The sequence below is a fragment of the Martinezella sp. CNPSo 3795 genome (assembly GCF_057784475.1).
This window is the reverse complement of record NZ_JBXSOQ010000002.1, coordinates 688,438-710,445: the sequence shown is the minus strand read 5'-3', so window position 1 is coordinate 710,445 and position 22,008 is coordinate 688,438. Positions and strand designations below refer to the sequence as shown.

Sequence of the window (22,008 nt, the reverse complement as noted above, 5' to 3'; positions counted from 1 at the left end):
ATACCATGAAGACCTATTCGATCGCTCTGATCCCTGGTGACGGCATCGGCAAGGACGTGACAGACGCCGCATGGTCGGTGCTGCAAGTTGCCGCCAAGGCTGGCGGCTTTGCACTGAATAGCACCGAATTTCCGTGGTCCTGCCAATTCTACAAGCAGACGGGGCGGATGATGCCGGAAGACGGGATCGAGACGCTAAGGTCGTTCGATGCGATCCTACTCGGGGCCGTCGGCTGGCCGGCCGAAGTGCCCGATGCGGTCTCGCTGCACGGCCTGTTGCTGCCGATCCGCAAGGCCTTCGTGCAATATGCCAATATCCGACCGCACCGGCTGCTGCCGGGGGTCCAGGGACCGCTGCGGGCGGAAACATTCGACATTCTCTGCATCCGCGAAAACACCGAGGGTGAATATTCGGGCGCCGGCGGTCGCGTCCATCAGGGCACGAGTGATGAAGTCGCGGTGGAGACGTCGATCTTTACCCGCGCGGGCGTCGAGCGCATTCTGCGTTTCGGCTTCGAGCAGGCGCGTGCCCGGCGCCGCAGGCTTGCCTCCGTCACCAAGTCCAATGCCCAGAAATATTCCATGGTGTTCTGGGACGAAATCACCGCCAGGCTTTCGGCCGAATATCCCGATGTCGAAGTCACGAGCTATCACATCGACGCGATGGCGGCCCGCATGGTAATGGCGCCGGAAAGCCTCGACGTCGTCGTCGCCTCCAATCTGTTCGGCGATATCCTGACCGATCTTGGCGCGGCCATTCAGGGCGGCCTTGGATTTGCGGCTTCACCCAACATCAACCCGCAGCGCAACGCCCCATCGATGTTCGAGCCGGTTCACGGTTCAGCCCCGGACATTGTCGGGCGCGGCATCGCCAACCCGATCGCCGCCATCTGGTCGGGAGCGATGATGCTCGATCATCTGGGCGAAAGGGATGCTGCCACCCGCATCATCGCGGCGATGGAGGCAGCAACCGCGCGCGGCATCGGCACACTTCCGGGCAAGGATCGAACGGAAACCATCACCGCCGGCATCATCGCCGCGCTCTCCTGATTGCAGAGGACCTCATGTTGGATTTGAAAGACAAGCAGCTTTTTCGTGACAAGGGATTGATCGATGGAGGCTGGGTCGCGGCCGCCTCAGGCGCGGCGGTGGATGTTCAAGACCCCGCCAGACAGGCTGCCATCGGCACGGTGCCCGACATGGGTTCTAGCGAGACGCGCGACGCGATCGCGGCTGCCGAGCGCGCGCAGCGCGGCTGGAAGCGCAAGACGAATGCGGAACGTGCCGCCCTTCTCGAAGCCTGGCACGATCTCATGCTTGAGAATGTCGACGATCTCGCCCTCATTCTGACAACGGAGCAAGGCAAACCGCTCGATGAAGCCCGTGGGGAAATCCGCTATGGCGCCTCCTTCGTGAAATGGTTCGCCGAGGAAGCCCGCCGCATCAACGGCCACACGATACCGTCTCCCACACCCGATCGCCGCATCATCGTGCTCAAGGAGCCGGTCGGCGTCTGCGGCATCATCACGCCCTGGAATTTTCCCAATGCGATGATCACGCGCAAGGTCGCGCCCGCCCTTGCCGCAGGCTGCGCTGTTGTGATCAAGCCCTCGGAATTCACCCCCTATTCCGCGCTCGCCCTCGGGGTCCTTGCCGAGCGCGCCGGCATCCCAGCAGGCGTCATCAATATCGTCACCGGCATGCCGGCCGAGATCGGCAACGAGATCATGGGCAACGAAACCGTGCGCAAGATCTCCTTCACCGGCTCGACGAGGGTTGGCGCGCTGCTGATGCGCGGTGCCGCCGGCAGCATCAAGCGGCTCAGCCTCGAACTCGGCGGTAACGCGCCCTTCATCGTCTTCGACGACGCCGATCTCGATCTGGCCGTCGAAGGCGCGCTTGCCTCCAAGTTCCGCAATGGCGGCCAGACCTGCGTCTGCGCCAACCGGCTCCTTGTGCAATCGAGCGTCTATGACACCTTCGCAGCGAAACTAAAAGCGAAGGTCGATGCCATGAAGGTCGGGCCGGGCACGGAGGCCGGCGTGTCGATCGGCCCGATGATCAACCAGGCGGCAATCGAGAAAATCGACCGGCATGTCCGCGACGCGCTGGCAAAGGGCGCAACGATCATCACAGCCGCCCGGCAGCTACCCGACGGCGGACAATATACGGCTCCGATCGTCCTGACCGGGGCAACGACCGAGATGGAGCTTGCCGGCGAAGAGACCTTCGGACCGGTGGCGCCGCTCTTCCGCTTCGAGACCGAAGACGAGGCGATCGCGATCGCCAACGGTACGCCCTTTGGCCTGGCGTCCTATTTCTATACCGACAATCTCAAGCGCGCCTGGCGCGTCGGCGAGGCCTTGGAATTCGGCATGGTCGGGCTCAATACCGGCTCGGTGTCGATGGAAGTTGCCCCCTTCGGCGGCGTCAAGCAATCCGGGATCGGCCGTGAGGGCGCGCAAGCCGGTATCGAGGAATATCTCGAGATGAAAAGCTTTCACATGGGCGGGCTGGGCTAAAGCACGTCGCGATCTTTCAGATTCGCTTCCTGTGCTTTAGATCCTTGATTTTGCGCATGTCGTTCTCGCAAAACCGCTACACACTTTTGCGTGACACGCTTCAGGTCAGAATCCAGGACCATAGCGGGTCAATCTGTTCGCGATCGGCCCGCCATGATCCCGGCAACTGTCGTTACTGGAACTTGTCCAGCGCCTTATAGTAGAGGCCCACCAACGGCAGGAACCATGGTTTGCCGAAATGACCCGGCACGGCCGGCCAATCGACATCCCTCATGGGATTGTGATCTTCGCGGCCGAGCATGGCATCGGCCATGATGATGCCGAGATGCGTCGACAGTTGAGCACCATGGCCGGAATAGCCCATCGCATACCAGCTTCCATCATGATAGCCGGCGCGCGGATAGCGATCCTTGGTCATATCGACGAGACCGCCCCAGCAATAATCGACATCGACTCCGGCAAGCTGGGGGAATATCTCGGCCAAACCCGCTCTCAGAATTGCGCCGCTCTTGGCGTCGGAACGATGGTCGGAGGTCGCGGAAAATCGTGCCCGGCCGCCGAATAGCAACCGGTTGTCGGGGGAGAGGCGGAAATAGTTGCCGATGTTCATCGAGGTGACGCAGGTGCGGTTTCCCGGCATGACCGATGCGATCTCATCCGCCGTCAGCGGTCGGGTTGCGATCAGGAAGCTGCCGACCGAGATGATCCGCCGGCGGAAATAACTAAAATTCGGGGTCGTGTAGGCACCGGTCGCCACCAGCACATTGTCGGCCGTGATCTCGCCGCGCGGTGTCACCAACCGATGCCTGCCCTTTTCCTGCAGCCTGTTCGTCACCGGCGCCGCCTCATAAATTGCCGCGCCATGGCGAACCGCCGCATCCGCGAGGCCGACAGCGTAGCGGCCCATATGCATCATCGCGCTTTTCTTGAAGAGCATGGCTCCATGGAAAGGCGAGCCGATTTCCTGTTTGAGATCGTCCGGCGTAAGCAGCGCCGTATCCGGATCGACTTCGGCATGAACCTCTTCGAAATTGCGGGCGATCGATCCGAAATGCTGCGGCTTCGATGCCAGCTTCAGCTTTCCGGCCCGGCGAAAATTGCAGTCGATGCCCTCTTCGGCGATAAGCGCCTCGATCGTATCGATGGAGGCGTCGAGCGCCTTATAGAGCGCGATCGCCCTCTCCCTGCCGAGTTCGGCTTTGGCGGCTGGATAACTGTGGGCAAGACCGTTGTTCAGATGACCGCCGTTACGGCCCGAGGCGCCCCAGCCGACACGCTCGGCTTCGAGAACGACGACCCTCGCACCGGCCTTGGCCAGTTGCCGGGCCGCGGACAGTCCGGTGAAACCGGCTCCTATGACACAGGCGTCGTATCGTCCTTCGACCGGGCCTTGCCGGCCTCCGGCAAAGGCCGGCGCCGTGTCGTGCCAATAGGAGACGAATTTCATGAAGCTGCCTTTCCCTTAAAGTCCGACGACGCCGGGCAGGCCGGATATGTCCGCGATCTCGACATAGCCGTAATAGGGATTTGCCGGCTCATGACCACGGTTGACCCAGACCTTGTTCTTGATGCCGAGATCATGCGCCGACATCAGATCATAGCGGAAAGAGGACGAGCAATGCAGGATGTCCTCCGGCCCACAGCCCAGCATGTCGAACATATATTCGAACGCCTTGAAGCGCGGCTTGTAGGCATTGGCCTGCTCTGCCGTATAGACGGCATGGAAAGGCGCGCCGAGTTTCTCGACATTCGACATGATCTGGCTGTTCATCGCGTTGGACAGGATGACCAGAGGGATTTCCTTGGCAACCTTCGCCAGTCCGGCTGGCACGTCGGGATGCGGCCCCCAGCCGGGCACGCGTTCATAAATCGCCTTGGCGTCTTCCGCGCGGAACTTGACGCCATTCGCGCGGCAGGTCCGCTCGACCGCATTGTGAACGACGTTGGCATATGGCTTCCAATCACCGAGAACCTCGTCCAGCCGATAGGCGGCGAAATTCTTGATGAATTGCAGCATCCTCGCCTCATCGAGCTCGGCGCCATAGATGTCGCGAGCCGCTTCGGCCATCTCGAAATTGATGAGCGTGCCATAGCAATCGAAGGTGATGTATTTCGGCCGGAAAGGCGCCATGTCCGTTCGTCCTCTATCTAAAGGGCATCTGCGTTCTTTATGAGACGATCATAGGCTGAAGTCCCACGACGGACGTGATCGAATTGGCGTGTCCGCAAAGCATATTGTTTCGTATGCGCGGCGTCCTTTGGCAGAGTGTTGCAGCGGATATGCGTCGCGACGTTGTTTTTGGACCATTGCGGAGCGACCGAAAAAGGATCTTCAGCATAAGATGCGGCCAAGCGCGCCCGCTACGGCGAAAGATATCACGACGAACCATGCCTTCAGATAATCTGCCATGCGGGGATCGCCGAGACTTGGGGCAAGGAAAGGATGCCCCATGCGAACCGACAGCATAAATTTGGTCAGCTTCACACCGGAGCATATAGACGGCGCCCTCGCCCTCTCACGTCAAGCCAAATGGCCTCATCGTGCCGAGGACTGGCGTCTTGCCTTGCGTTTGAGCCAAGGCGCAGCAGCCGTGGACGAGACGGGTCGCGTCGTGGGCACCATCCTGATGACCCCCTATGGAGAGGATTGCGCGACGATCAATATGGTGATCGTCGACGAAAACCTGCGCGGCCGCGGGCTTGGCCGCAAGCTCATGGATGCGGCAATGGCGCTGGCTGGCCACCGCCCTCTGAGGCTCATTGCAACCACGGAAGGACTGCCGCTGTATCGCAAGCTCGGCTTTGTCGCCGAGGGCGAGATCTTTCAACATCAGGGACATCTCGCCGACCTCGCGCCGGCTGGGGATGTCGAGGCCGCGACCGCCGATGATTTTTCCGCGATCAAAGCGCTCGACCGCGCAGCTTTCGGTGCGGATCGCCGCACGTTGATCGACGCGCTCACAGATGTCGCGCAGGTGGTCGTCATTCGACGACATGGTCGTGTGGAGGCTTTCGGCGCGCTGCGCGCCTTTGGACGCGGCGATGTGATCGGGCCTGTCATCGCATCGAATACCGAGGATGCGAAATCGCTGATAACGGCGCTTGCCCTTCGCAAGCCGAGCGAATTCCTGCGCGTCGATACGAACGAAAGCTCGGGGCTGACCGGCTGGCTGGCGCAGATCGGCCTTAGCCATGTGGGTGGCGGTATCGCGATGCGACGCCCGGGCGGCGCTGGAGCCCTCGGCCGGAACGCGAGAATATTTGCATTGGCCAATCAGGCTCTTGGATAATTTGGAGATCATCATGCTCGCCAACTCGCTCATCGAACTTGATCGCGCGCACCTCATCCATCCGGTCTCATCCTATCGCGGCCATGAAAAACTGGGCGTGCGGGTGTTGCGGTCAGCAAAAGGCGCAACCGTCACCGACGCATCGGGCCATCAGCTTGTCGACGGCTTTGCCGGTCTCTGGTGCGTGAACGCGGGCTACGGGCATGAGAGCATCGTTGAAGCAGCAGCCCGCCAGATGCGTGAACTGCCCTATGCGACGGGTTACTTCGATATCGGTTGCGAAGCGGCCATTCGCCTTGCGGCCGAACTCGCCGACCGGGCGCCCGGCGATCTCAATCATATCTACTTCACGCTCGGCGGATCGGATGCCGTCGACAGCACGGTGCGCTTCGTCCGCTACTACTGGCATGCCAAGGGCAAGCCGGAGCGCGACCAGTTCATCTCGATCGAGCAAGGCTACCACGGCTCCTCGACCGTTGGAGCCGGCCTCACGGCGCTACCCGGCTTCCATGCAGGCTTCGGCGTCCCCTTCGACTGGCAGCACAAGATCCCCTCGCCCTATCCGTATCGCAATCCGGTCGGCGAAGGGGCGGATGCGATCATTGCCGCCTCGATCGCGGACCTCAAATCAAAGATCGAAGCGATCGGCGCCGAGCGCGTGGCGGCATTTTATGCCGAACCTATCCAGGGATCGGGCGGCGTCATCGTGCCGCCGAAAGGCTGGCTCAAGGCGATCCGCGATCTCTGCAGTCAATATGACATTCTCTTCATCGCCGACGAGGTCATTACCGGCTTCGGCAGGACCGGTCCGCTGTTCGCCTGCTCGTATGACGAAATCGTCCCTGACTTCATGACGACGGCCAAGGGCCTGACCTCCGGCTACGTGCCCATGGGCGCCGTGTTCATGTCCGATCGCGTCTATGATGTCATCGCTGACAGCGCCGGTAGTGCGGCGGTCGGCCATGGCTACACCTATTCGGCCCATCCCGTCAGCGCCGCAGTCGGGCTCGAAGTACTGAAGCTCTATGAGGGCGGCCTCCTCGAAAATGGTGTCAAGGCTGGTGCGCGTCTGATGGAAGGACTGGAAAATCTGCGTGACCATCCGCTGGTCGGCGATGTCCGCGGTCGCGGCATGCTGGCGGCCGTCGAACTGGTTGTCGACAAGGCCGGGAAGACCCCATTGCCAAGTGCTGCCGCGCCGGCGCGCAGGATTTTCGATCGCGCCTGGGACAATGGCCTCGTCATCCGCGCGTTCGCCCATGGCGTGCTTGGATACGCACCGCCGCTTTGCTGCACGGATGATGATATCGACGCGATCCTGGAGCGCACACGAAAGACCCTCGACCAGACTTTGGAAGATCCGGACGTTCGGGAAGCCATGCGTTGAAGCGGCGTATGCCGTTCTTGGTTGGCGAAATGTCGGAGAGGGCCGGAAATTCGGAATTTTGTGCCGCTGTACACCATCGATTCGGCGACTTCGCCGTTCAGGAACTGCCAAACTGCTTCCTAGAACGGCTGAAAGCCGGCTTTTCCGGGCCTTGGCAGGACGATTTCCGCCCTTTGGGTCAGAATTTTATGCTGCAAGCGGCTTGTCCGCAGCGGATCATGAAGGAGAGCATGACTTGGCCAAAGACTTTCAGGACTTCAAATATCTTACCTTCGATGTCGTCGGCACCCTCATCGACTTCGAAGGTGGCATAAAGACCTGCCTCGCCGAGATTGCGGCTGAAGCTGGCACCTCCATCGATGGCGAAGAGGCGCTGAGGCTCTATCGCCAGGCGCGCTACAGCGAGGACGCGGAACTCTTTCCGGATGATCTCTCACGGGTTTACATGGTCATTGCGCCCGCCCTTGGCCTGCCGGCGGAAGATCGATATGCGCAGCGACTGCGTGATTCCGTCGCCAACTGGAACGCGTTCGACGATAGCGCGGCAGCGCTTGCCGAGCTCAAGAAAACGCATCGCCTCGTCGCCATGACAAACGCTCGCCGCTGGGCACTCGATCACTTCGAAAAAAAGCTCGGCTCGCCGTTCTTCGCGAGCTTCACGGCCGACGACACCGGCACGGAAAAGCCAGATCCCGCCTTCTTCGAACAGGTATTCGAATTCGTCGGCGGCAAAGGAGCGAGCAAGAACGATATTCTGCATGTCGCTCAAAGCCAGTACCACGATATCGGCATTTCGCGAAAGCTTGGGCTGACCAATTGCTGGATCGAGCGCCGTCATGCTCAGGACGGCTATGGCGGCACGATAGAGCCAGAGAGCTTCACTCAACCCGACTACCACTTCACGTCGATGGCGGCCTTCGCCTCGGCGGTCAAGGAAAGGCTGACCGAAAGACAGTGAGCCAACCCGGGAGAGCTTGCGACCAAGACAGGCATCCCATCAATCAACAGAAAAAAGGGGAATGAGATGACTGACGGAATTACGAACTGGACCACCGCCGACGACGCGATGGTGGAGAACGCCATCCGGCGCGGTGCAACGCGGCGCGACCTCCTGAAACTGATGCTGGCGGGAGGTGTTGCGATATCATCGGCGGGCATCATTCTTGGCCGCGCCACGCAGGCCGTCGCAGCAACGCCGGTTTCCGGCGGCGCGTTCAAGGGGGCCGGCTGGTCGTCCTCGACCGCCGACACGCTGGATCCCGCAAAGGCGTCCCTGTCGACGGACTATGTGCGCTGCTGCTCGCTCTACAATCGCCTGACCTTCATCGACAAGGCCGGCGTGACACAAATGGAGCTTGCCGAGAGCATCGAAAGCAAGGACGCCAAGACCTGGACGATCAAGCTGCGCAAGGGCGTAACCTTCCATGACGGCAAGGAACTGACGGCCGACGATGTCGTCTTCTCGCTGAAACGCCATCTCGACCCGGGCGTCGGCTCCAAGGTCGCCAAGATCGCCGCCCAGATGACCGGCTTCAAGGCCATCGACAAGTCGACGGTCGAAATCACGCTTGCCGACCCGAATGCCGACCTGCCGACCATTCTGGCCCTGCATCATTTCATGATCGTCGCCAATGGCACGACGGACTTTTCGAAAGGCAACGGCACCGGCGCCTTCGTTCTCGAAACCTTCGATCCGGGTAATCGGTCGGTCGTGGTCAAGAACAAGAACTACTGGAAGTCCGGCCAGCCCTATCTCGATTCCTTCGAGTTCTTCGCGATCAGCGATGACAATGCCCGCGTGAATGCTCTGCTCTCGGGCGACATCCATCTTGCCGCCGCCATCAATCCCCGCGCCGTGAAGCTGGTCGATGGCCAGTCCGGCTTCGCACTTTCGAAAACGACAAGCGGCAACTATACCAACCTCAACATGCGCCTCGACATGACGCCGGGGAACAAGAAGGACTTCGTCGACGGGATGAAGTCCCTGGTCAATCGCGAGCAGATCGTCAAATCGGCACTGCGCGGTTTTGGCGAAGTGGCCAACGATCAGCCCGTTTCCCCGGCGAACATCTACCATAACAATGATTTGAAGCCGAAAGCCTTCGATCCGGACAAGGCCAAGTTCCATTTCCAGAAGGCGGGCGTGCTCGGACAGTCCATTCCGGTGATCGCCTCCGACGCGGCAGGCTCGTCGATCGATATGGCAATGATCATCCAGGCCGCAGGCGCGAATATCGGCATGAAGCTCGATGTCCAGCGCGTTCCGTCCGACGGCTATTGGGATAATTACTGGCTGAAGGCGCCGATCCATTTCGGCAACATCAATCCGCGCCCGACGCCCGACATCCTGTTCTCGCTCCTCTATGCTTCCAACGCGCCATGGAACGAGAGCCAGTACAAGTCGGAGAAATTCGACAAGATGCTGATCGAAGCCCGCGGCTTGCTCGATCAGACCAAGCGCAAGCAGATCTACGACGAAATGCAGGTGATGATCGCCGATGAGGCGGGCACAATCATCCCTGCCTATATCTCGAATGTGGATGCCATTTCGAGCAAGGTACACGGATTGGAAGCCAATCCGCTCGGTGGCATGATGGGCTACGCGATGGCGGAATATCTCTGGCTCCAGGCCTGACCCCTGCTGGACATCTCTCCCGGGAACGGTCGCGGCCGCCACCGGGAGCCGTCCCGCGAACGCCATTCGTTTCGTAGAGCATTTCCACTTTTCTTCGAATCGCGAAAACGCTCTACCTTCTTGTTTTTACGCGGTTCCGGACGCAAAACCGCTTCGCACTTTTGCTGGAACTGCTCTAGAACGCCGCAGGAGCGATTTGTTTGAGATCCGAGGTTTCCATTCTTGTCCTGAACCGGCTTTTAATTGCGATCATCTCCTTGTTGATCGTGTCGTTCGCTGTCTTTTTCGCAACCAGCATGCTGCCGGGAGACACCGCCTCGATCCTGCTCGGCCAGGCGGCTACGCCCGAGGCGGTTGCGGGCTTGCGCAAGGCCATGCACCTCGACGAGCCAGCGATCCTGCGGTTCATGGGATGGCTTTTGGGTCTGATGAGAGGCGACCTCGGCATTTCCTACGCGAATAACATGCCTGTCGCGCAGCTGATCGGCGGCCGCCTGGTGGCGACCTTGGAGCTTGCCGCCATAACGACGCTCGTCTCGGTGCCGCTCGCGCTGCTGCTCGGTATCACATCCGCCATGCTTCGCGGCTCCTATTATGATCGGCTCGTAACCGTCATCTCGATCGGTGTCATATCAGTGCCCGAATTCATGGTCGCGACGCTCGCTGTGTTGCTGTTTGCCGTCTATCTGCGCTGGCTGCCGGCATTGTCGTCGACGAGCGAGGCGCATACGCTCTTCGACCTCATGAAAATCTATGCCATGCCGGTCATCACGCTCACCTTCGTGATCTCCGCGCAAATGATCCGCATGACCCGGGCAGCGCTTATTGAGACGCTGAAGACCCCCTATGTCGAAATGGCGCTGCTCAAAGGCGCCTCACGCAGCCGCATGGTGTTCAGGCACGCATTGCCCAATGCTCTCGGGCCGATCGTCAATGCCATCGCGCTTTCGCTTTCCTATCTCGTCGGCGGCGTCATCATCGTCGAGACGATCTTCAACTATCCAGGCATCGCCAAGCTGATGGTGGACGCGGTCGCGACCCGCGATCTGCCGCTGATCCAGAGCTGCGCGATGATCTTTTGCCTTGGTTATCTCCTGTTGATCACCGCCGCCGACATCATTGCCATCCTGTCGAATCCGAGGCTGCGATGACCACGAAAAGCTTGGCTCCCCGCACTCCATCCCTATTTGGCTACAGGGTCAGCCCCGTTGGCGTCGTCGCCTTCGCCATCATTCTCGGCTGGACGATCGTCGCCCTGTTCGCGCCCTATATTATCCCCTACTCCGTCGGTGACATCGTCGATACGGACTATTTCGGTCCGATAAGCGATCAATTATGGCTCGGCTCGGACTATCTCGGCCGAGACATGCTTTCACGCGTCCTGATGGGCGCGCGCTACACGGTCGGCATTTCCTTGGCTGCGGTGGCGCTCTGCTGTCTTTGCGGCGTGGCGCTTGGCATGACGGCCGCGGTCATCGGTGGGTGGTTCGACACGATCCTGAGCCGGTTTCTCGATGCCCTGAACTCGATCCCGAGCAAGCTTTTCGGCCTGGTCGTCGTTGCCGCCGTTGGCTCTTCCATTCCCGTCCTGATCATCACGCTCGCCGTCATCTACACGCCCGGCGCCTATCGCTTTGCCCGCGCGCTCGCTGTCAATATCAATACGATGGACTTCATCACCGTTGCGCGTACCCGCGGCGAAAAGGTCGGCTATATCATCGCCTCCGAAATCCTGCCGAACATTATCCGGCCGGTCCTGGCGGACTTCGGCCTGCGCTTCGTCTTTGTCGTGCTCCTGCTCTCGGGCCTTTCCTTTCTCGGCCTCGGCCTGCAGCCGCCCCATGCCGATTGGGGAGCCCTGGTCCGCGAGAACATCGGCGGCCTGCCCTTCGCCGCCTCTGCCGTGATCGTGCCTTCCTTCGCCATTGCCAGCCTCACCATCAGCGTCAACCTGCTGATCGACAACCTGCCACGCAGGATCAGGGACAGGAGCGCATGATGATGACCAACCTCGTTGAAATCAGGAATTTGAAAGTCGAGGCCAGGACAGATTCCGGCCGCGTCATCGAGATTATCAAGGATGTCAGCTTCGACATAGCGAAGGGCGAAATCATCGCCCTCATCGGCGAAAGCGGCTCGGGCAAGACGACGATCGCGCTGACGCTCATGGGACATGCGCGGGAGGGCTGCCGCATCTCCGGCGGCAAGATTTACGTGGATGGTCAGGACATGGCCGCGCTTTCCGAAAGCGAGCGCGCAAATGTTCGTGGCACGACGGTTGCCTATATCCCGCAAAGCGCGGCCGCCGCCTTCAACCCGGCCACGAAGATCATGGAACAGGTGATCGAGGTTACCCGCATTCATCGGCTGATGCCTCCCGAACAGGCCCGTCGTCGCGCGATCGAGCTCTTCCGGGCGCTGTCGCTGCCAAATCCCGAGACGATCGGCGAACGATATCCGCATCAGGTCTCCGGCGGCCAGTTGCAGAGGCTGGCAGCGGCCATGGCCCTGATCGGCGAACCCAAGCTCGTTATCTTTGACGAACCGACCACCGCGCTCGATGTGACGACGCAGATCGACGTGCTTAAAGCATTCAAATCCGTCATTCGCGCCGATAATATTGCTGGAGTCTATGTGTCACATGATCTGGCGGTCGTCGCCCAGATCGCCGATCGCATCGCCGTGCTCAAGGGCGGCGAAATCCAGGAACTTGCGAAGACCGAAGCGATCCTGACGCGACCAAGCCATCCCTATACGCGCGAGTTGTTGGCCGCCTTCGAGCCGAAGCAGGCCATCCGGGATAGCAAGACAGGCGGGTCGATTGCGCCCGTATTGAGGATCGACAGCCTGGTTGCCGGCTACGGCGATCTCCAACCCAACGGCCTGCCGGCGGTCTGCGCGGTTCAGTCCGTGAGTCTCGAGGTGGAGAAAGGCAGGAATCTCGGCATCATCGGCGAATCCGGATGTGGAAAGTCGACGCTGGCGCGTGCGATCGCCGGAATACTGCCGGCCGTGTCGGGCACCATCGGCTTCAATGGCAGCGATATCAATCGCGCCGCCAAATCGCGTACGCGCGATCAATTGCGGGAGATGCAGATTGTCTTTCAATATGCCGACACCGCACTCAATCCGGCGAAGTCGATCGCCGACATTCTCGAGCGGCCCCTGGCATTTTATCACGGGATGGATCGCAAGGCCCGGGCGGCGAGGGTCGATCAACTGCTTGACATGGTGCGATTGCCCCGCGCGCTTCGCTATCGCTATCCATCGGAATTGTCAGGCGGACAGAAGCAGCGCGTGAATTTCGCCCGCGCCCTTGCCGCCGAGCCACGCCTGATCATCTGCGATGAGATCACCTCCGCTCTCGACACCGTCGTTGCCGCCGCGATCATCGATCTCCTCAAGGAACTGCAGCGTGAGTTGCATCTGTCCTACATCTTCATCAGTCACGATCTTTCGGTCGTCGAGGCAATCTGCGACGAGATCGTCGTGATGTATGGCGGCAAGAAGGTGGAGCAAATCACGCGCGAGACCGCGAATGCGCCCCGCCACCCCTATTCGCAGCTGCTGTTCGGGTCGGTTCCGAAGCTCGATCCGACCTGGCTCGACAATCTCGTCCAGGACCCGGAGCTCAAGCGCGAATATGGGCACGGCTAGAGCGAATTCAGATTTTAGGTCGACTCGATCTAAAATCATCCGGCTCAAGCCGCCGATCTGGCCTTGAAAGCTCGTTACATGGGAAACAGGCTGGTCAGCGGCATATGCGACTTGACGATCGGTGATTTCAGCACGACGAAGCTGAAATATTTGTCGATCCCGATATCCATATCGGTCAGCCGTTCCATGATGGTCTGGTACTCGCCGATCCCAGCGGTTACGAACTTGATGAGATAGTCGTAGCCGCCCGATACGAGATGGCACTCGATCACCTGGTCGATTTTCTCGACCACGTTGAGGAAGCGCGCAAAATCGATCTGCCGGTGGTTCTTCAAGGTGATTTCGGTAAAGACGGTCAGCGTCTGCCCGAGTTTGGCGAGGTTGATCTGGGCCGAATAGCCTTCGATATATCCTTCCGCTTGCAGCCGTTTGACTCGCATTAGGCATGGGCTGGGTGAAAGAGCCACCAGTTCCGCCAGCTCGACATTGGTGATGCGGCCGTTTCTCTGAAGCTCATAGAGGATTTTGATATCGATCCGATCCAGTTTCATCAGAGGTCCGCCATTGAAAGAGCGCCGGGAGAAGGCGGCACAAAATGCTGTTATCACGCAAAGCAGAGCCTAGCATATTGCCCGGTTATGTCTATCGGGAAGACAAATCTCCTTTAAAGCACAATAGTTTATAGACTGCATCAATCACGGCATAAAATTTTGTGGATCCACCATCTCCGGCAACGTCTGGCGAAGCAATGGGGTAGATTTGGTTCGAACCTGGAGATCGCGCATGCCTGCACCGCTTTGCCTTGTCGAAAGCTCGCCGATATTGCCGAAGTCAGCCGATGTCGTCGTGATCGGCGGAGGAATTGTCGGCGTTTTCGCCGCATACTATCTCGCACGGTCGGGCCTGCGCGTCGCCCTTGTCGAAAAAGGCCGGGTCGGGGCAGAGCAATCCAGCCGCAATTGGGGATGGTGCCGGCAGCAGAACCGCGATGGGCGGGAACTGCCGATCGCGACGAAAAGCCTCGATCTTTGGGAGCGATTTGCCGCCGATAGCGGCGAGGACACAGGCTTCCGCCGCTGTGGCCTGTTCTATCTCAGCAATGACGAACAGGAGATCGCCGGCTGGGCGCGCTGGCACGACTTTGCAAGAACCGTCGGTGTCACGACGCATATGCTCGACAGCGCTGCAGCGAGCGAACGTGGCCGCGCCACGGGGCGCATCTGGAAAGGCGGAGTTTTCTCGCCGACGGACGGGGTTGCCGATCCGGCCAATGCGGCGCCGGCCGTGGCACGCGCGATCATGAAGCTAGGCGGCACGGTCCATCAGAATTGCGCCGCGCGAGGTTTGGAAACGGAAACGGGACGCGTCAGCGGCGTGATCACCGAAAACGGGGTGATCCGCACCAAGACCGCGATTCTCGCCGGTGGCGCCTGGGCGTCATCCTTCTGCCGACAGCTGGGCATTCGCTTTCCTCAAGCCTCCGTTCGTTCATCCATTCTGGCCGTTTCGGCCGGTGCCGAAGGATTGCCTGATGCCTTGCACACCAGCGGCGTATCGGTCACGCGACGTGGCGATGGGGGCTATACGCTGGCCATCAGTGGTCGCGGCCGGGTTGACGTGACGCCTCAGCAATTGCGGTTCTCGTCGCAATTCATTCCCATGTTCCTCAAGCGGCGAAAAAGCCTGTCGCCCGGCGGCCTCGAAGGCTTTCGCTCCGGTCATGAATCGCTGAAGCGCTGGCGGCTCGACCGAACGACGCCGATGGAGCATATGCGCATTCTCGATCCAAGACCGGACCATGCCACGATCGAACTGACGCATGCGAGAGCCCTGGAACTCCTGCCGGAGCTTCACAAGACGAAGATCACGGCCGCCTGGGCCGGCTATATCGACAGCACGCCGGACGGTGTTCCCGGCATTGGGGAAATCCAGGGCCTTCCCGGCTTCATCCTCGCCGCCGGATTTTCCGGCCATGGTTTCGGGATCGGACCTGGCGCCGGCCATTTGATCGCCGACATCGTGACCGGTGCAGCGCCTATCGTCGATCCGACGCCCTATCATCCAAGCCGCTTCGCCTCATCCGTTTGGGGCAAGGTCGCTGATTTCTAAAATACAAAAGCCGCGCCGATCTCCCGATTATCGGCCAGGCTTTCGCGGACGGATGTTATCATCGGCAAGGGGCAGCCCCCCGGAAAGGCGATGGACATGCCTCTACACATCAAACGAATTTACGAACCCGCTGATGACGGCGACGGCAAGCGTATCCTGGTCGACCGTCTATGGCCTCGCGGCATCAGCAAGAACGACGCTCATATTGACACCTGGCTGAAGGACATCGCCCCAAGCGCCGAGCTGCGACGCTGGTTCGATCATGATCCCAAAAAATGGGATGAATTTCGCCGGCGTTACCAGGATGAGCTCAAGAAGAACTCGAAGGCCGTGGAAGAGCTTAGGGAGCAAATCGGACAATCAACCGCCACGCTTCTTTATGGTGCGAGAGACACCGAGCACAATAACGCTGTCGTGCTCATGGACTTCCTCACCAATCGGTAGATCATTGACCGGCATTGTCATCGCCCGAAGATGGAAGTATGACGAAACCTCCGCGCGGGTTTCAGGCGACGGCCTGAGCCGGGGCATCGCGGGGCGGCAGAAGTCGCGCCATCGCGCTCAACAAATCCGTCTGCGATATCAGACCAAGAACGCGCCGATCGGCATCAATGACGATGACCGCGTGTGTGCGTCCGTCCGTCAGAACAGGCAGGAGCGAAAGAGCAGGATCGGTCGCATCGGCGACAGCCGGTTTCGATATGGCGTGCGCGATGGCGTCGAGGCCGCCGGAGAGCTCGCGCAAGCCGACCGTACCGATCAGGCGGCCCTCCCGATCCTTGACCGGCAATGTTCGGATATTGTGCTTCAGCAGAAGATGTCTCGCGTGATCCGGCTCGGCATCCTCGCCAATGGCGATGACATCGCGCGACATGATGTCGGCGCAGCTTATATCTCCATGCGATCGCACCGCTGCCTGCAATTCGACCTGCCGCAAGAGGCGGCTGAGGTCGGCGCGATCGATATCGAAGGTCTCGTCCAGCACGCCCAGGGCCGCATCGACATCTTCTTCTCGAAAGCCCACCCGCAAGGGCGGCGGCAGATCACGTGTCTGATGGATATTCTCGGCATGCTTTGCGACGACATGCGGATAATTGCGCCTGGAAAGCTTGTGAAACATAAGTCCGAGGCCGACGAGTATGCAGGAGTTCAAGGCAACCGGCACGAACGGAAACAGGAAGCCCCAGCCTGCGACGACCGGACCGCCGAGAACGGCGGTCAAGGCGGCAGCACCGCCTGGCGGATGCAGGCATCGCGTAAATGACATCGCTCCGATCGCAAGCGAGACGCCGACCCCGATCGCGATGATCGGATCATGGATGAGATAGGCGGCGATGATACCCATCATGGCTGAAATGGTGTTGCCGCCAATGATCGACCAAGGCTGGGCAAGCGGACTTGCTGGAACCGCGAAAAGCAGCACCGCGGATGCTCCCATCGGCGCGACGATGAGCGGAAGATGCGGCCCCTGACCGAAGAGATAGCCGCTGATCACGCCGGTAAGGCCGATGCCGATCAAGGCACCAAGGCACGCGATCAGCCGTTCGCGCAAGGTGGCTCCGGCCAGGATCGGGGAAAACAAGCGGAACCGGCTGGATCCCGCCTTATGGGATTCTGGATGCTGCATGATGAAACCAGTTTTAGAGAAGGGCTTTCCTTGGATGAACGGCGGGACGCCGGCTAGTTCGACGGTAGCGGCAGGCCCTTGCCCCTGGTGGCGCCGAGGACCTCTTGAAACGCATCGAGCGAACTCGGACGACCATTCTTGCGCGAGATAAGGATCGTGTCGACCATGGCGAGCTGGTGAGTCACCGATGTCGCCGGCCAGTGCATGAGATCGAGAACCGATCTTGGCATGACACCGGCTGCGTTGCCGGTCGCCACACTGGCCAGAATCGCATGATAGGAGCCAAGTTCGGTCGTTGGCAGAGAGCTCGACCTGCGCGCCCAGCCTTCTGCAATCCCGCGATAAGTGCATCCGGGCTCAAGGGCAGCAATCGAACCGACGCGCAAATCGGCAGCCGACCGGATCGGCGGATGCCCGGATGGCAGCAGGAGCAGCAGATCCTCGACAAATACCGGTTCGGCTTCGAGCTGCTTGAGTTCAGCCGCGAAACTTGGATCTTCATCCAGCATTGCCTTTGGCGGCCGGGCGATCAGCGCGCAGTCCAGAACATCGCGCAGAACATCTTGAGCAAGGTCGCGGGAGGCGCCAAGCGTCAGCTTGAGCGATACATCCGGCCACATTTGGTTGAACCGGCTGAGCGCCGCGGGCAGCCGGCTTGCCGCCGTGCTTTCCATTGTCCCCAGACGCAATGTGCCCGTTGGGCGCTGGGGCCGGACCGCCTGACGCGCCTCGAGCGCAAGCGCGGCGAGCCGATTGGCATAGCGGTGAAATGTCTCGCCTTCTTTCGTCAGGGTCATCTTCTTGCCGTTGCGGCTGAAGAGCAGGACGCCCAGATCGTCTTCCAACTGCTGAATGCGCGTCGTCACGTTCGACGGCACGCGCCCCACGGCCTTCGCGGCCTTGGTCACGCTGCGGTCACTGGCCACGGCAAGGAAGATCTCGATTGATGAGAGGTCCAATTAAAGATCTCGATTCAGGAATTAAGTTACCTTATTATTCCCTATATAAAAATCATTGTCGCAGCTCAAGCATGTTTCGGTATCGAGCCAGGGAATGGAGTTCTGACGGGCGGATGGCAAAACCAGATCGACGTGAAACCGACGAGGCAATCCGCGAATACGCGTCGCCTGCCTGCATGTTGCACGAGGTCAACCCAGCCTATAGCGGCATTTCACCCAACGAGAACCGGATCTCGGATATTTTCGCGTGGCGAAGGGCTGAGCGGCAAAGGCTGATCGGCGAGCGAAAGGCGCTGCCAATCGCAAAGCGTGATGAATATACAGGCGCGATCGCCACCTATCTCGATCAGATTGTCACCGATATCGACGGCAAACATATCAGCCTGTTCTGGCCCTTCTCGGGAGAGCCGGACCTGAGAGGATGGATGGCGGCCTTGACGGCACGCGGCGCGGATTGCCTGTTGCCGGTCGTTGTCGCCAAGGCAGAACCCTTGATATTCCGATCATGGAAAACGGGAGAGCGGCTCGAACGCGGGGTATGGAACATTCCCGTGCCGGCAGAGGACAGGCAAGCGGTTCCCGATATTGTCATCGCGCCCCTGGTCGGCTTCGATCCAGCCTGCTACCGTCTTGGTTATGGAGGCGGATTTTTCGACAGAACCCTTATGGCCCTCGAGCGCAAGCCTTTGGTCATCGGCGTCGGCTTCGAATCGCAGAGGATCGATACCATCCGTCCGCTCGCTCATGACATTCCGATGGACGTGATCGTCACGCAAGCGGGACCGCGCTATCGATGAACTCAAAGCCCCTTTCCTGCCCGGCATTAAGCCTGCCGATTCCGACGGGATGCTGAACGGAGCGGCAGATCGCCGCACAAACGGGCAGCAGTCTACACCTGAGCTCCGATATACCCGGCCGGATTAACGCCTGCGCCTATTGGCACATGAATTGCGTCTTTACGATTGATCCATCGGAAGAGACGATATTCATGCTGTCCATTCTCCTGCCGCTACTTTTGAGCATTTCCCTCGGCTTGAGCTGGAACAGGTTTCTGCTGACCTTCGCAAGCCGCGGTGACAGTCTTCAAAACCAGATGCCGGTTACTATGGTCGCGGCGGCAGTCAGCCTGACGGCCCTTGCATTGTCCTTTGCCGATAAGGGGCCGTTACTGGGAAGTGCCATCGTCTTGCTCGGACTGCTGCTCGCGGCCATCAGCAAGAGCCTTTCCCACCCCGCTGCGATTGTGGCGCTTTCCGCCGTCAGCCTTGCGGCCTATCTCCAGTTTACGGGGAACCACTGAGCCACTGATATCGGCACGGTATTCGAAGCATACATCGAGTCCGACGTCGAAATCGGAGATTTCCGCGACATCGGGCCAAGCGTCGGGGGCTGGGTGCGGATCATCGGCCACAATACGATCTTCGTCGACGATCGAGATCCTTTGGCCTATGGTTTCCAGATCAAATGGAAGAGGTCTGTCCGTCGAGGCATTGCATGAAATCCGTCAAACAAGAAGCTAAACACGATCCCTTGAAGGTCGGTTTCATCCTCGCGCGATCATTTACGCTTTCCGCCTTCGCTCTCTTCGTGGATACGTTGAGATTGGCGAGCGACGAAGCCGATAAATCGGGCAGAGTGCTGGCCGACTGGCAGGTATTGGGTAGCACCCGGCATCTCATCACCTCCAGCTGCGGTGTTCAGGTCGCACCGACGTCGGACTTTATCGACCCGAAGGAATTCCATTACATTGTCGTGGTCGGCGGACTCTTGAATGCCGACATCACGATCGATCAACAGACTTCCGATTATCTGAAGAAGACCGCGGCTCAGAAGATCCCGCTGATCGGGGTCTGCACCGGCACGTTCATCTTGGCCCGCCTTGGCTTGATGAAAACACACCAGACCTGCGTCAGCTGGCTGCATTATCAGGCCTATCGGGAGCAATTCCCCGAGAACCCCGTTCGCTCCGATCGCCTGTTCAATCTCGACCGGAGCCGCGGATCATGCGCCGGCGGAAGCAGCGCCGCCGATATGGCCGCCTTTCTTGTCAGACGACACATCAGCCGGGACGCCGAGCGAAACGCGCTTGAAGTGCTGCAGATCGAGCGCGCTCGATCCGGGCTGGATATCCAGCCGCGCAAGCCGCTCGCGATCGAATGCCAGGACCCACGCCTGAAGGCCGTGCTGATTACCATGGAGAGCCATATCGAGGACGTGGTACCGACCGAAGATCTTGCCGCATCGGTCGGACTGTCCCGGCGGCAGCTTGAACGTCTGTTCACCGAGGAAATGAAAACCTCTCCCGGCGCCGTCTACACCCGCATTCGCATGGAACGGGCCAAGCAGCTCGTTCTCCAGACAGAGGCTCCGCTCATTGAAATCGCACTGGAGGTCGGCTTCGACAGCGCCTCCCATTTTGCGAGGCTCTTTCGCCGGCTCTACGGACAATCTCCCACGGAGTTACGGCGCGCGCATGCCTGAAGAGCTGATGGCGCGATGACTGCCAGGTTCGCCAAAGGGACTCCCGATCAAGAGCGAGCCGGAGCTCAGGTCTTTGGCGACACGGCGCGCAGCGGTATCATTCAACGTCCAGATCAAAGAAATGCTGGGTCGCCAGAGCTGCGGCGCCCCGTGCCCAGGAGCCTGGCACCCAGTCAGGAAGTAATTCCGGCGTATTCAAGAAGACATATTTTGCCATCGAACGGCGGATCGGCTCAAGAATCGCCTCGCCAAACTGCATGGCTTCGCCGCCGGCGATGAGGACCTCGGGATCGAACAGGTTCACCAGATCGGCCAGATGGCGCCCGATCAGCTCCCCCGCCTCCGCCATGACCTGGAGAGCCGCCGGATCGCGGCTATCAATCGCGGCTGCGAATTCATCGCGATTGGCCTTTGCGCCTCTTTGTCGGCCCCAGTCCTCGATCATCGCGGCCTCGGCTGTGTGCGCCTGAAGGCAGCCCCTTCTCCCGCATTCGCAAAGACGTCCGCCGGGAACAGTGATGATGTGGCCGAGTTTCCCGGCTAGGCCGTGACTTCCGTGATAGATTTCCCCACCCATAACGAGCGATGACCCGACGCCGGTGCCAACGGCGATCGTCGCGAAATTGCTGTAATTGCGGCCCGCGCCGAAGAGCCGCTGCGCGACGGTGAAGGCGCTGATATCGTCGTCGATCCAGACCGGAACATGGACCCGCTCACGCAGCAGTTCGGGAAAAGCAAGATTGCGCCAACCGAAGCGCGGGCTCTGGACGCAGATGCCGTTGACCGCGTCCACCTCGCCGGGGATGGAAACGCCGACCCCCATGACCGGCAAACCGGTGCGGCCAGCATCGGCAAGAAGCTTCGGGATGGCCGTCGCAATCGCCTCGACCATTGTTTCCGGTCGCGTATCCGGCACAGGCATATCGAAGGAGGCGATCGGCGTCGTGGCGAGATCGGTCAGGACACAATCGATGCTGTCGTGGCGAAGCTTGAAGCCGACAGCCAGATGACCATCATAATTAATATCGACCGGCACAGGCCGCCGACCCGTGGCACCTGTCTGCGCTTTTCCCTCGATGACAAGCCCCTCCTCGACCAGCTCCGTGACCACGAAAGTCACGGCCGCCGGGCTGAGGCCCGTCACGGTGGCGATTTCGGCGCGCGGCATCGCTCCGCGATTACGCAGCAGGTTCAGGATGAGCCGCCGGTTGAGGGCTCGGGAGGTACTAGGGTTGCCGCGCACGGTGATCCTTTAAATTTATTTTGTAAATTAACTATTGTTGCTTCCTGGAAGATACGGTATGCAATAGCGCATGGCAATGGAGGAATGTCTGCTTGTATC

General features: G+C 60.0%; 20 protein-coding genes and 1 pseudogene. 15 read left to right on the top strand and 6 right to left on the bottom strand.

The features are described from left to right. Window positions 1–5 precede the first annotated feature (5 nt). On the top strand, window positions 6–1,049 hold the full coding sequence (locus tag AC13QY_RS08145) for a tartrate dehydrogenase (protein ID WP_488493198.1): 1,044 nt from the start codon (window positions 6–8) through the stop codon (window positions 1,047–1,049). Window positions 1,050–1,063: 14 nt separating this feature from the next. Beyond that, complete coding sequence (locus tag AC13QY_RS08140; protein WP_488493197.1) at window positions 1,064–2,521, top strand: NAD-dependent succinate-semialdehyde dehydrogenase; 1,458 nt, start codon at window positions 1,064–1,066, stop codon at window positions 2,519–2,521. Between the two features lie 172 nt (window positions 2,522–2,693). Here AC13QY_RS08140 and AC13QY_RS08135 read toward each other — a convergent pair whose 3' ends face one another. Together AC13QY_RS08135 and AC13QY_RS08130 are read right to left on the bottom strand one after the other, a co-directional pair. Beyond that, complete coding sequence (locus AC13QY_RS08135) at window positions 2,694–3,968, bottom strand: NAD(P)/FAD-dependent oxidoreductase (RefSeq protein WP_488493196.1); 1,275 nt, start codon at window positions 3,966–3,968, stop codon at window positions 2,694–2,696. Window positions 3,969–3,983: 15 nt separating this feature from the next. Continuing rightward, window positions 3,984–4,652 (bottom strand): haloacid dehalogenase type II, encoded by a 669-nt coding sequence (locus AC13QY_RS08130; RefSeq protein ID WP_113353169.1) that lies wholly within the window; start codon window positions 4,650–4,652, stop codon window positions 3,984–3,986. A 319-nt stretch (window positions 4,653–4,971) separates the two neighbouring features. On the opposite strand from AC13QY_RS08130, the gene AC13QY_RS08125 reads away from it, so the two are divergent. The 7 genes from AC13QY_RS08125 to AC13QY_RS08095 all read left to right on the top strand — a co-directional run bounded on the left by AC13QY_RS08125 (window position 4,972) and on the right by AC13QY_RS08095 (window position 13,490). Next, window positions 4,972–5,811 (top strand): GNAT family N-acetyltransferase, encoded by an 840-nt coding sequence (locus tag AC13QY_RS08125; protein ID WP_488493195.1) that lies wholly within the window; start codon window positions 4,972–4,974, stop codon window positions 5,809–5,811. A 13-nt stretch (window positions 5,812–5,824) separates the two neighbouring features. Next, window positions 5,825–7,198: an aminotransferase class III-fold pyridoxal phosphate-dependent enzyme gene (locus AC13QY_RS08120; RefSeq protein WP_488493194.1), complete on the top strand. Its 1,374-nt coding sequence runs from the start codon at window positions 5,825–5,827 to the stop codon at window positions 7,196–7,198. A 235-nt stretch (window positions 7,199–7,433) separates the two neighbouring features. Continuing rightward, window positions 7,434–8,156, top strand: coding sequence for an HAD-IA family hydrolase (locus AC13QY_RS08115; RefSeq protein WP_113353171.1), 723 nt, complete (start codon window positions 7,434–7,436; stop codon window positions 8,154–8,156). Window positions 8,157–8,222: 66 nt separating this feature from the next. Continuing rightward, window positions 8,223–9,833, top strand: a complete 1,611-nt coding sequence (locus AC13QY_RS08110) for an ABC transporter substrate-binding protein (protein WP_488493193.1) — start codon at window positions 8,223–8,225, stop codon at window positions 9,831–9,833. Window positions 9,834–10,033: 200 nt separating this feature from the next. Then, the gene (locus tag AC13QY_RS08105) at window positions 10,034–10,984 is read left to right on the top strand and encodes an ABC transporter permease (protein WP_113331042.1); all 951 of its coding nucleotides are present in this window, start codon (window positions 10,034–10,036) and stop codon (window positions 10,982–10,984) included. Next, window positions 10,981–11,832, top strand: a complete 852-nt coding sequence (locus AC13QY_RS08100) for an ABC transporter permease (RefSeq protein WP_488493192.1) — start codon at window positions 10,981–10,983, stop codon at window positions 11,830–11,832. The genes AC13QY_RS08105 and AC13QY_RS08100 overlap by 4 nt, the downstream gene beginning before the upstream one ends. Before the next feature lie 2 nt (window positions 11,833–11,834). Further along, the gene (locus AC13QY_RS08095) at window positions 11,835–13,490 is read left to right on the top strand and encodes an ABC transporter ATP-binding protein (protein ID WP_488493392.1); all 1,656 of its coding nucleotides are present in this window, start codon (window positions 11,835–11,837) and stop codon (window positions 13,488–13,490) included. A 74-nt stretch (window positions 13,491–13,564) separates the two neighbouring features. On the opposite strand, the gene AC13QY_RS08090 is transcribed toward AC13QY_RS08095, so the two are convergent. Then, entirely contained in the window at window positions 13,565–14,041 is a 477-nt protein-coding gene (locus AC13QY_RS08090) for an Lrp/AsnC family transcriptional regulator (RefSeq protein ID WP_092713673.1), read from the bottom strand. A 232-nt stretch (window positions 14,042–14,273) separates the two neighbouring features. Here AC13QY_RS08090 and AC13QY_RS08085 point away from each other — a divergent pair, with 232 nt between their 5' ends. Together AC13QY_RS08085 and AC13QY_RS08080 are read left to right on the top strand one after the other, a co-directional pair. Then, on the top strand, window positions 14,274–15,599 hold the full coding sequence (locus AC13QY_RS08085; RefSeq protein WP_488493191.1) for an NAD(P)/FAD-dependent oxidoreductase: 1,326 nt from the start codon (window positions 14,274–14,276) through the stop codon (window positions 15,597–15,599). A gap of 96 nt (window positions 15,600–15,695) precedes the next feature. Then, a complete protein-coding gene (locus AC13QY_RS08080; protein ID WP_488493190.1) occupies window positions 15,696–16,043 on the top strand; it encodes a DUF488 domain-containing protein in 348 nt (115 codons plus the stop codon). 61 nt (window positions 16,044–16,104) lie between these two features. Here AC13QY_RS08080 and AC13QY_RS08075 read toward each other — a convergent pair whose 3' ends face one another. After that, complete coding sequence (locus tag AC13QY_RS08075; protein WP_488493189.1) at window positions 16,105–17,226, bottom strand: HPP family protein; 1,122 nt, start codon at window positions 17,224–17,226, stop codon at window positions 16,105–16,107. A 53-nt stretch (window positions 17,227–17,279) separates the two neighbouring features. Beyond that, window positions 17,280–18,185 (bottom strand): LysR substrate-binding domain-containing protein, encoded by a 906-nt coding sequence (locus AC13QY_RS08070; protein WP_113388724.1) that lies wholly within the window; start codon window positions 18,183–18,185, stop codon window positions 17,280–17,282. Window positions 18,186–18,298: 113 nt separating this feature from the next. Here AC13QY_RS08070 and AC13QY_RS08065 point away from each other — a divergent pair, with 113 nt between their 5' ends. The 4 genes and pseudogenes from AC13QY_RS08065 to AC13QY_RS08050 all read left to right on the top strand — a co-directional run bounded on the left by AC13QY_RS08065 (window position 18,299) and on the right by AC13QY_RS08050 (window position 20,666). Continuing rightward, window positions 18,299–18,982, top strand: coding sequence for a 5-formyltetrahydrofolate cyclo-ligase (locus AC13QY_RS08065; protein ID WP_488493188.1), 684 nt, complete (start codon window positions 18,299–18,301; stop codon window positions 18,980–18,982). A 191-nt stretch (window positions 18,983–19,173) separates the two neighbouring features. After that, complete coding sequence (locus AC13QY_RS08060; protein ID WP_113353552.1) at window positions 19,174–19,485, top strand: hypothetical protein; 312 nt, start codon at window positions 19,174–19,176, stop codon at window positions 19,483–19,485. A gap of 9 nt (window positions 19,486–19,494) precedes the next feature. Further along, window positions 19,495–19,683 (top strand): annotated as a pseudogene (locus tag AC13QY_RS08055) (proline racemase family protein); the annotation flags it as partial. Further along, a complete protein-coding gene (locus AC13QY_RS08050; protein WP_113420809.1) occupies window positions 19,680–20,666 on the top strand; it encodes a GlxA family transcriptional regulator in 987 nt (328 codons plus the stop codon). The pseudogene AC13QY_RS08055 and the gene AC13QY_RS08050, both read left to right, overlap by 4 nt. 97 nt (window positions 20,667–20,763) lie before the next feature. Here AC13QY_RS08050 and AC13QY_RS08045 read toward each other — a convergent pair whose 3' ends face one another. Further along, on the bottom strand, window positions 20,764–21,909 hold the full coding sequence (locus AC13QY_RS08045; protein WP_113331049.1) for an ROK family transcriptional regulator: 1,146 nt from the start codon (window positions 21,907–21,909) through the stop codon (window positions 20,764–20,766). Window positions 21,910–22,008 lie beyond the last annotated feature (99 nt).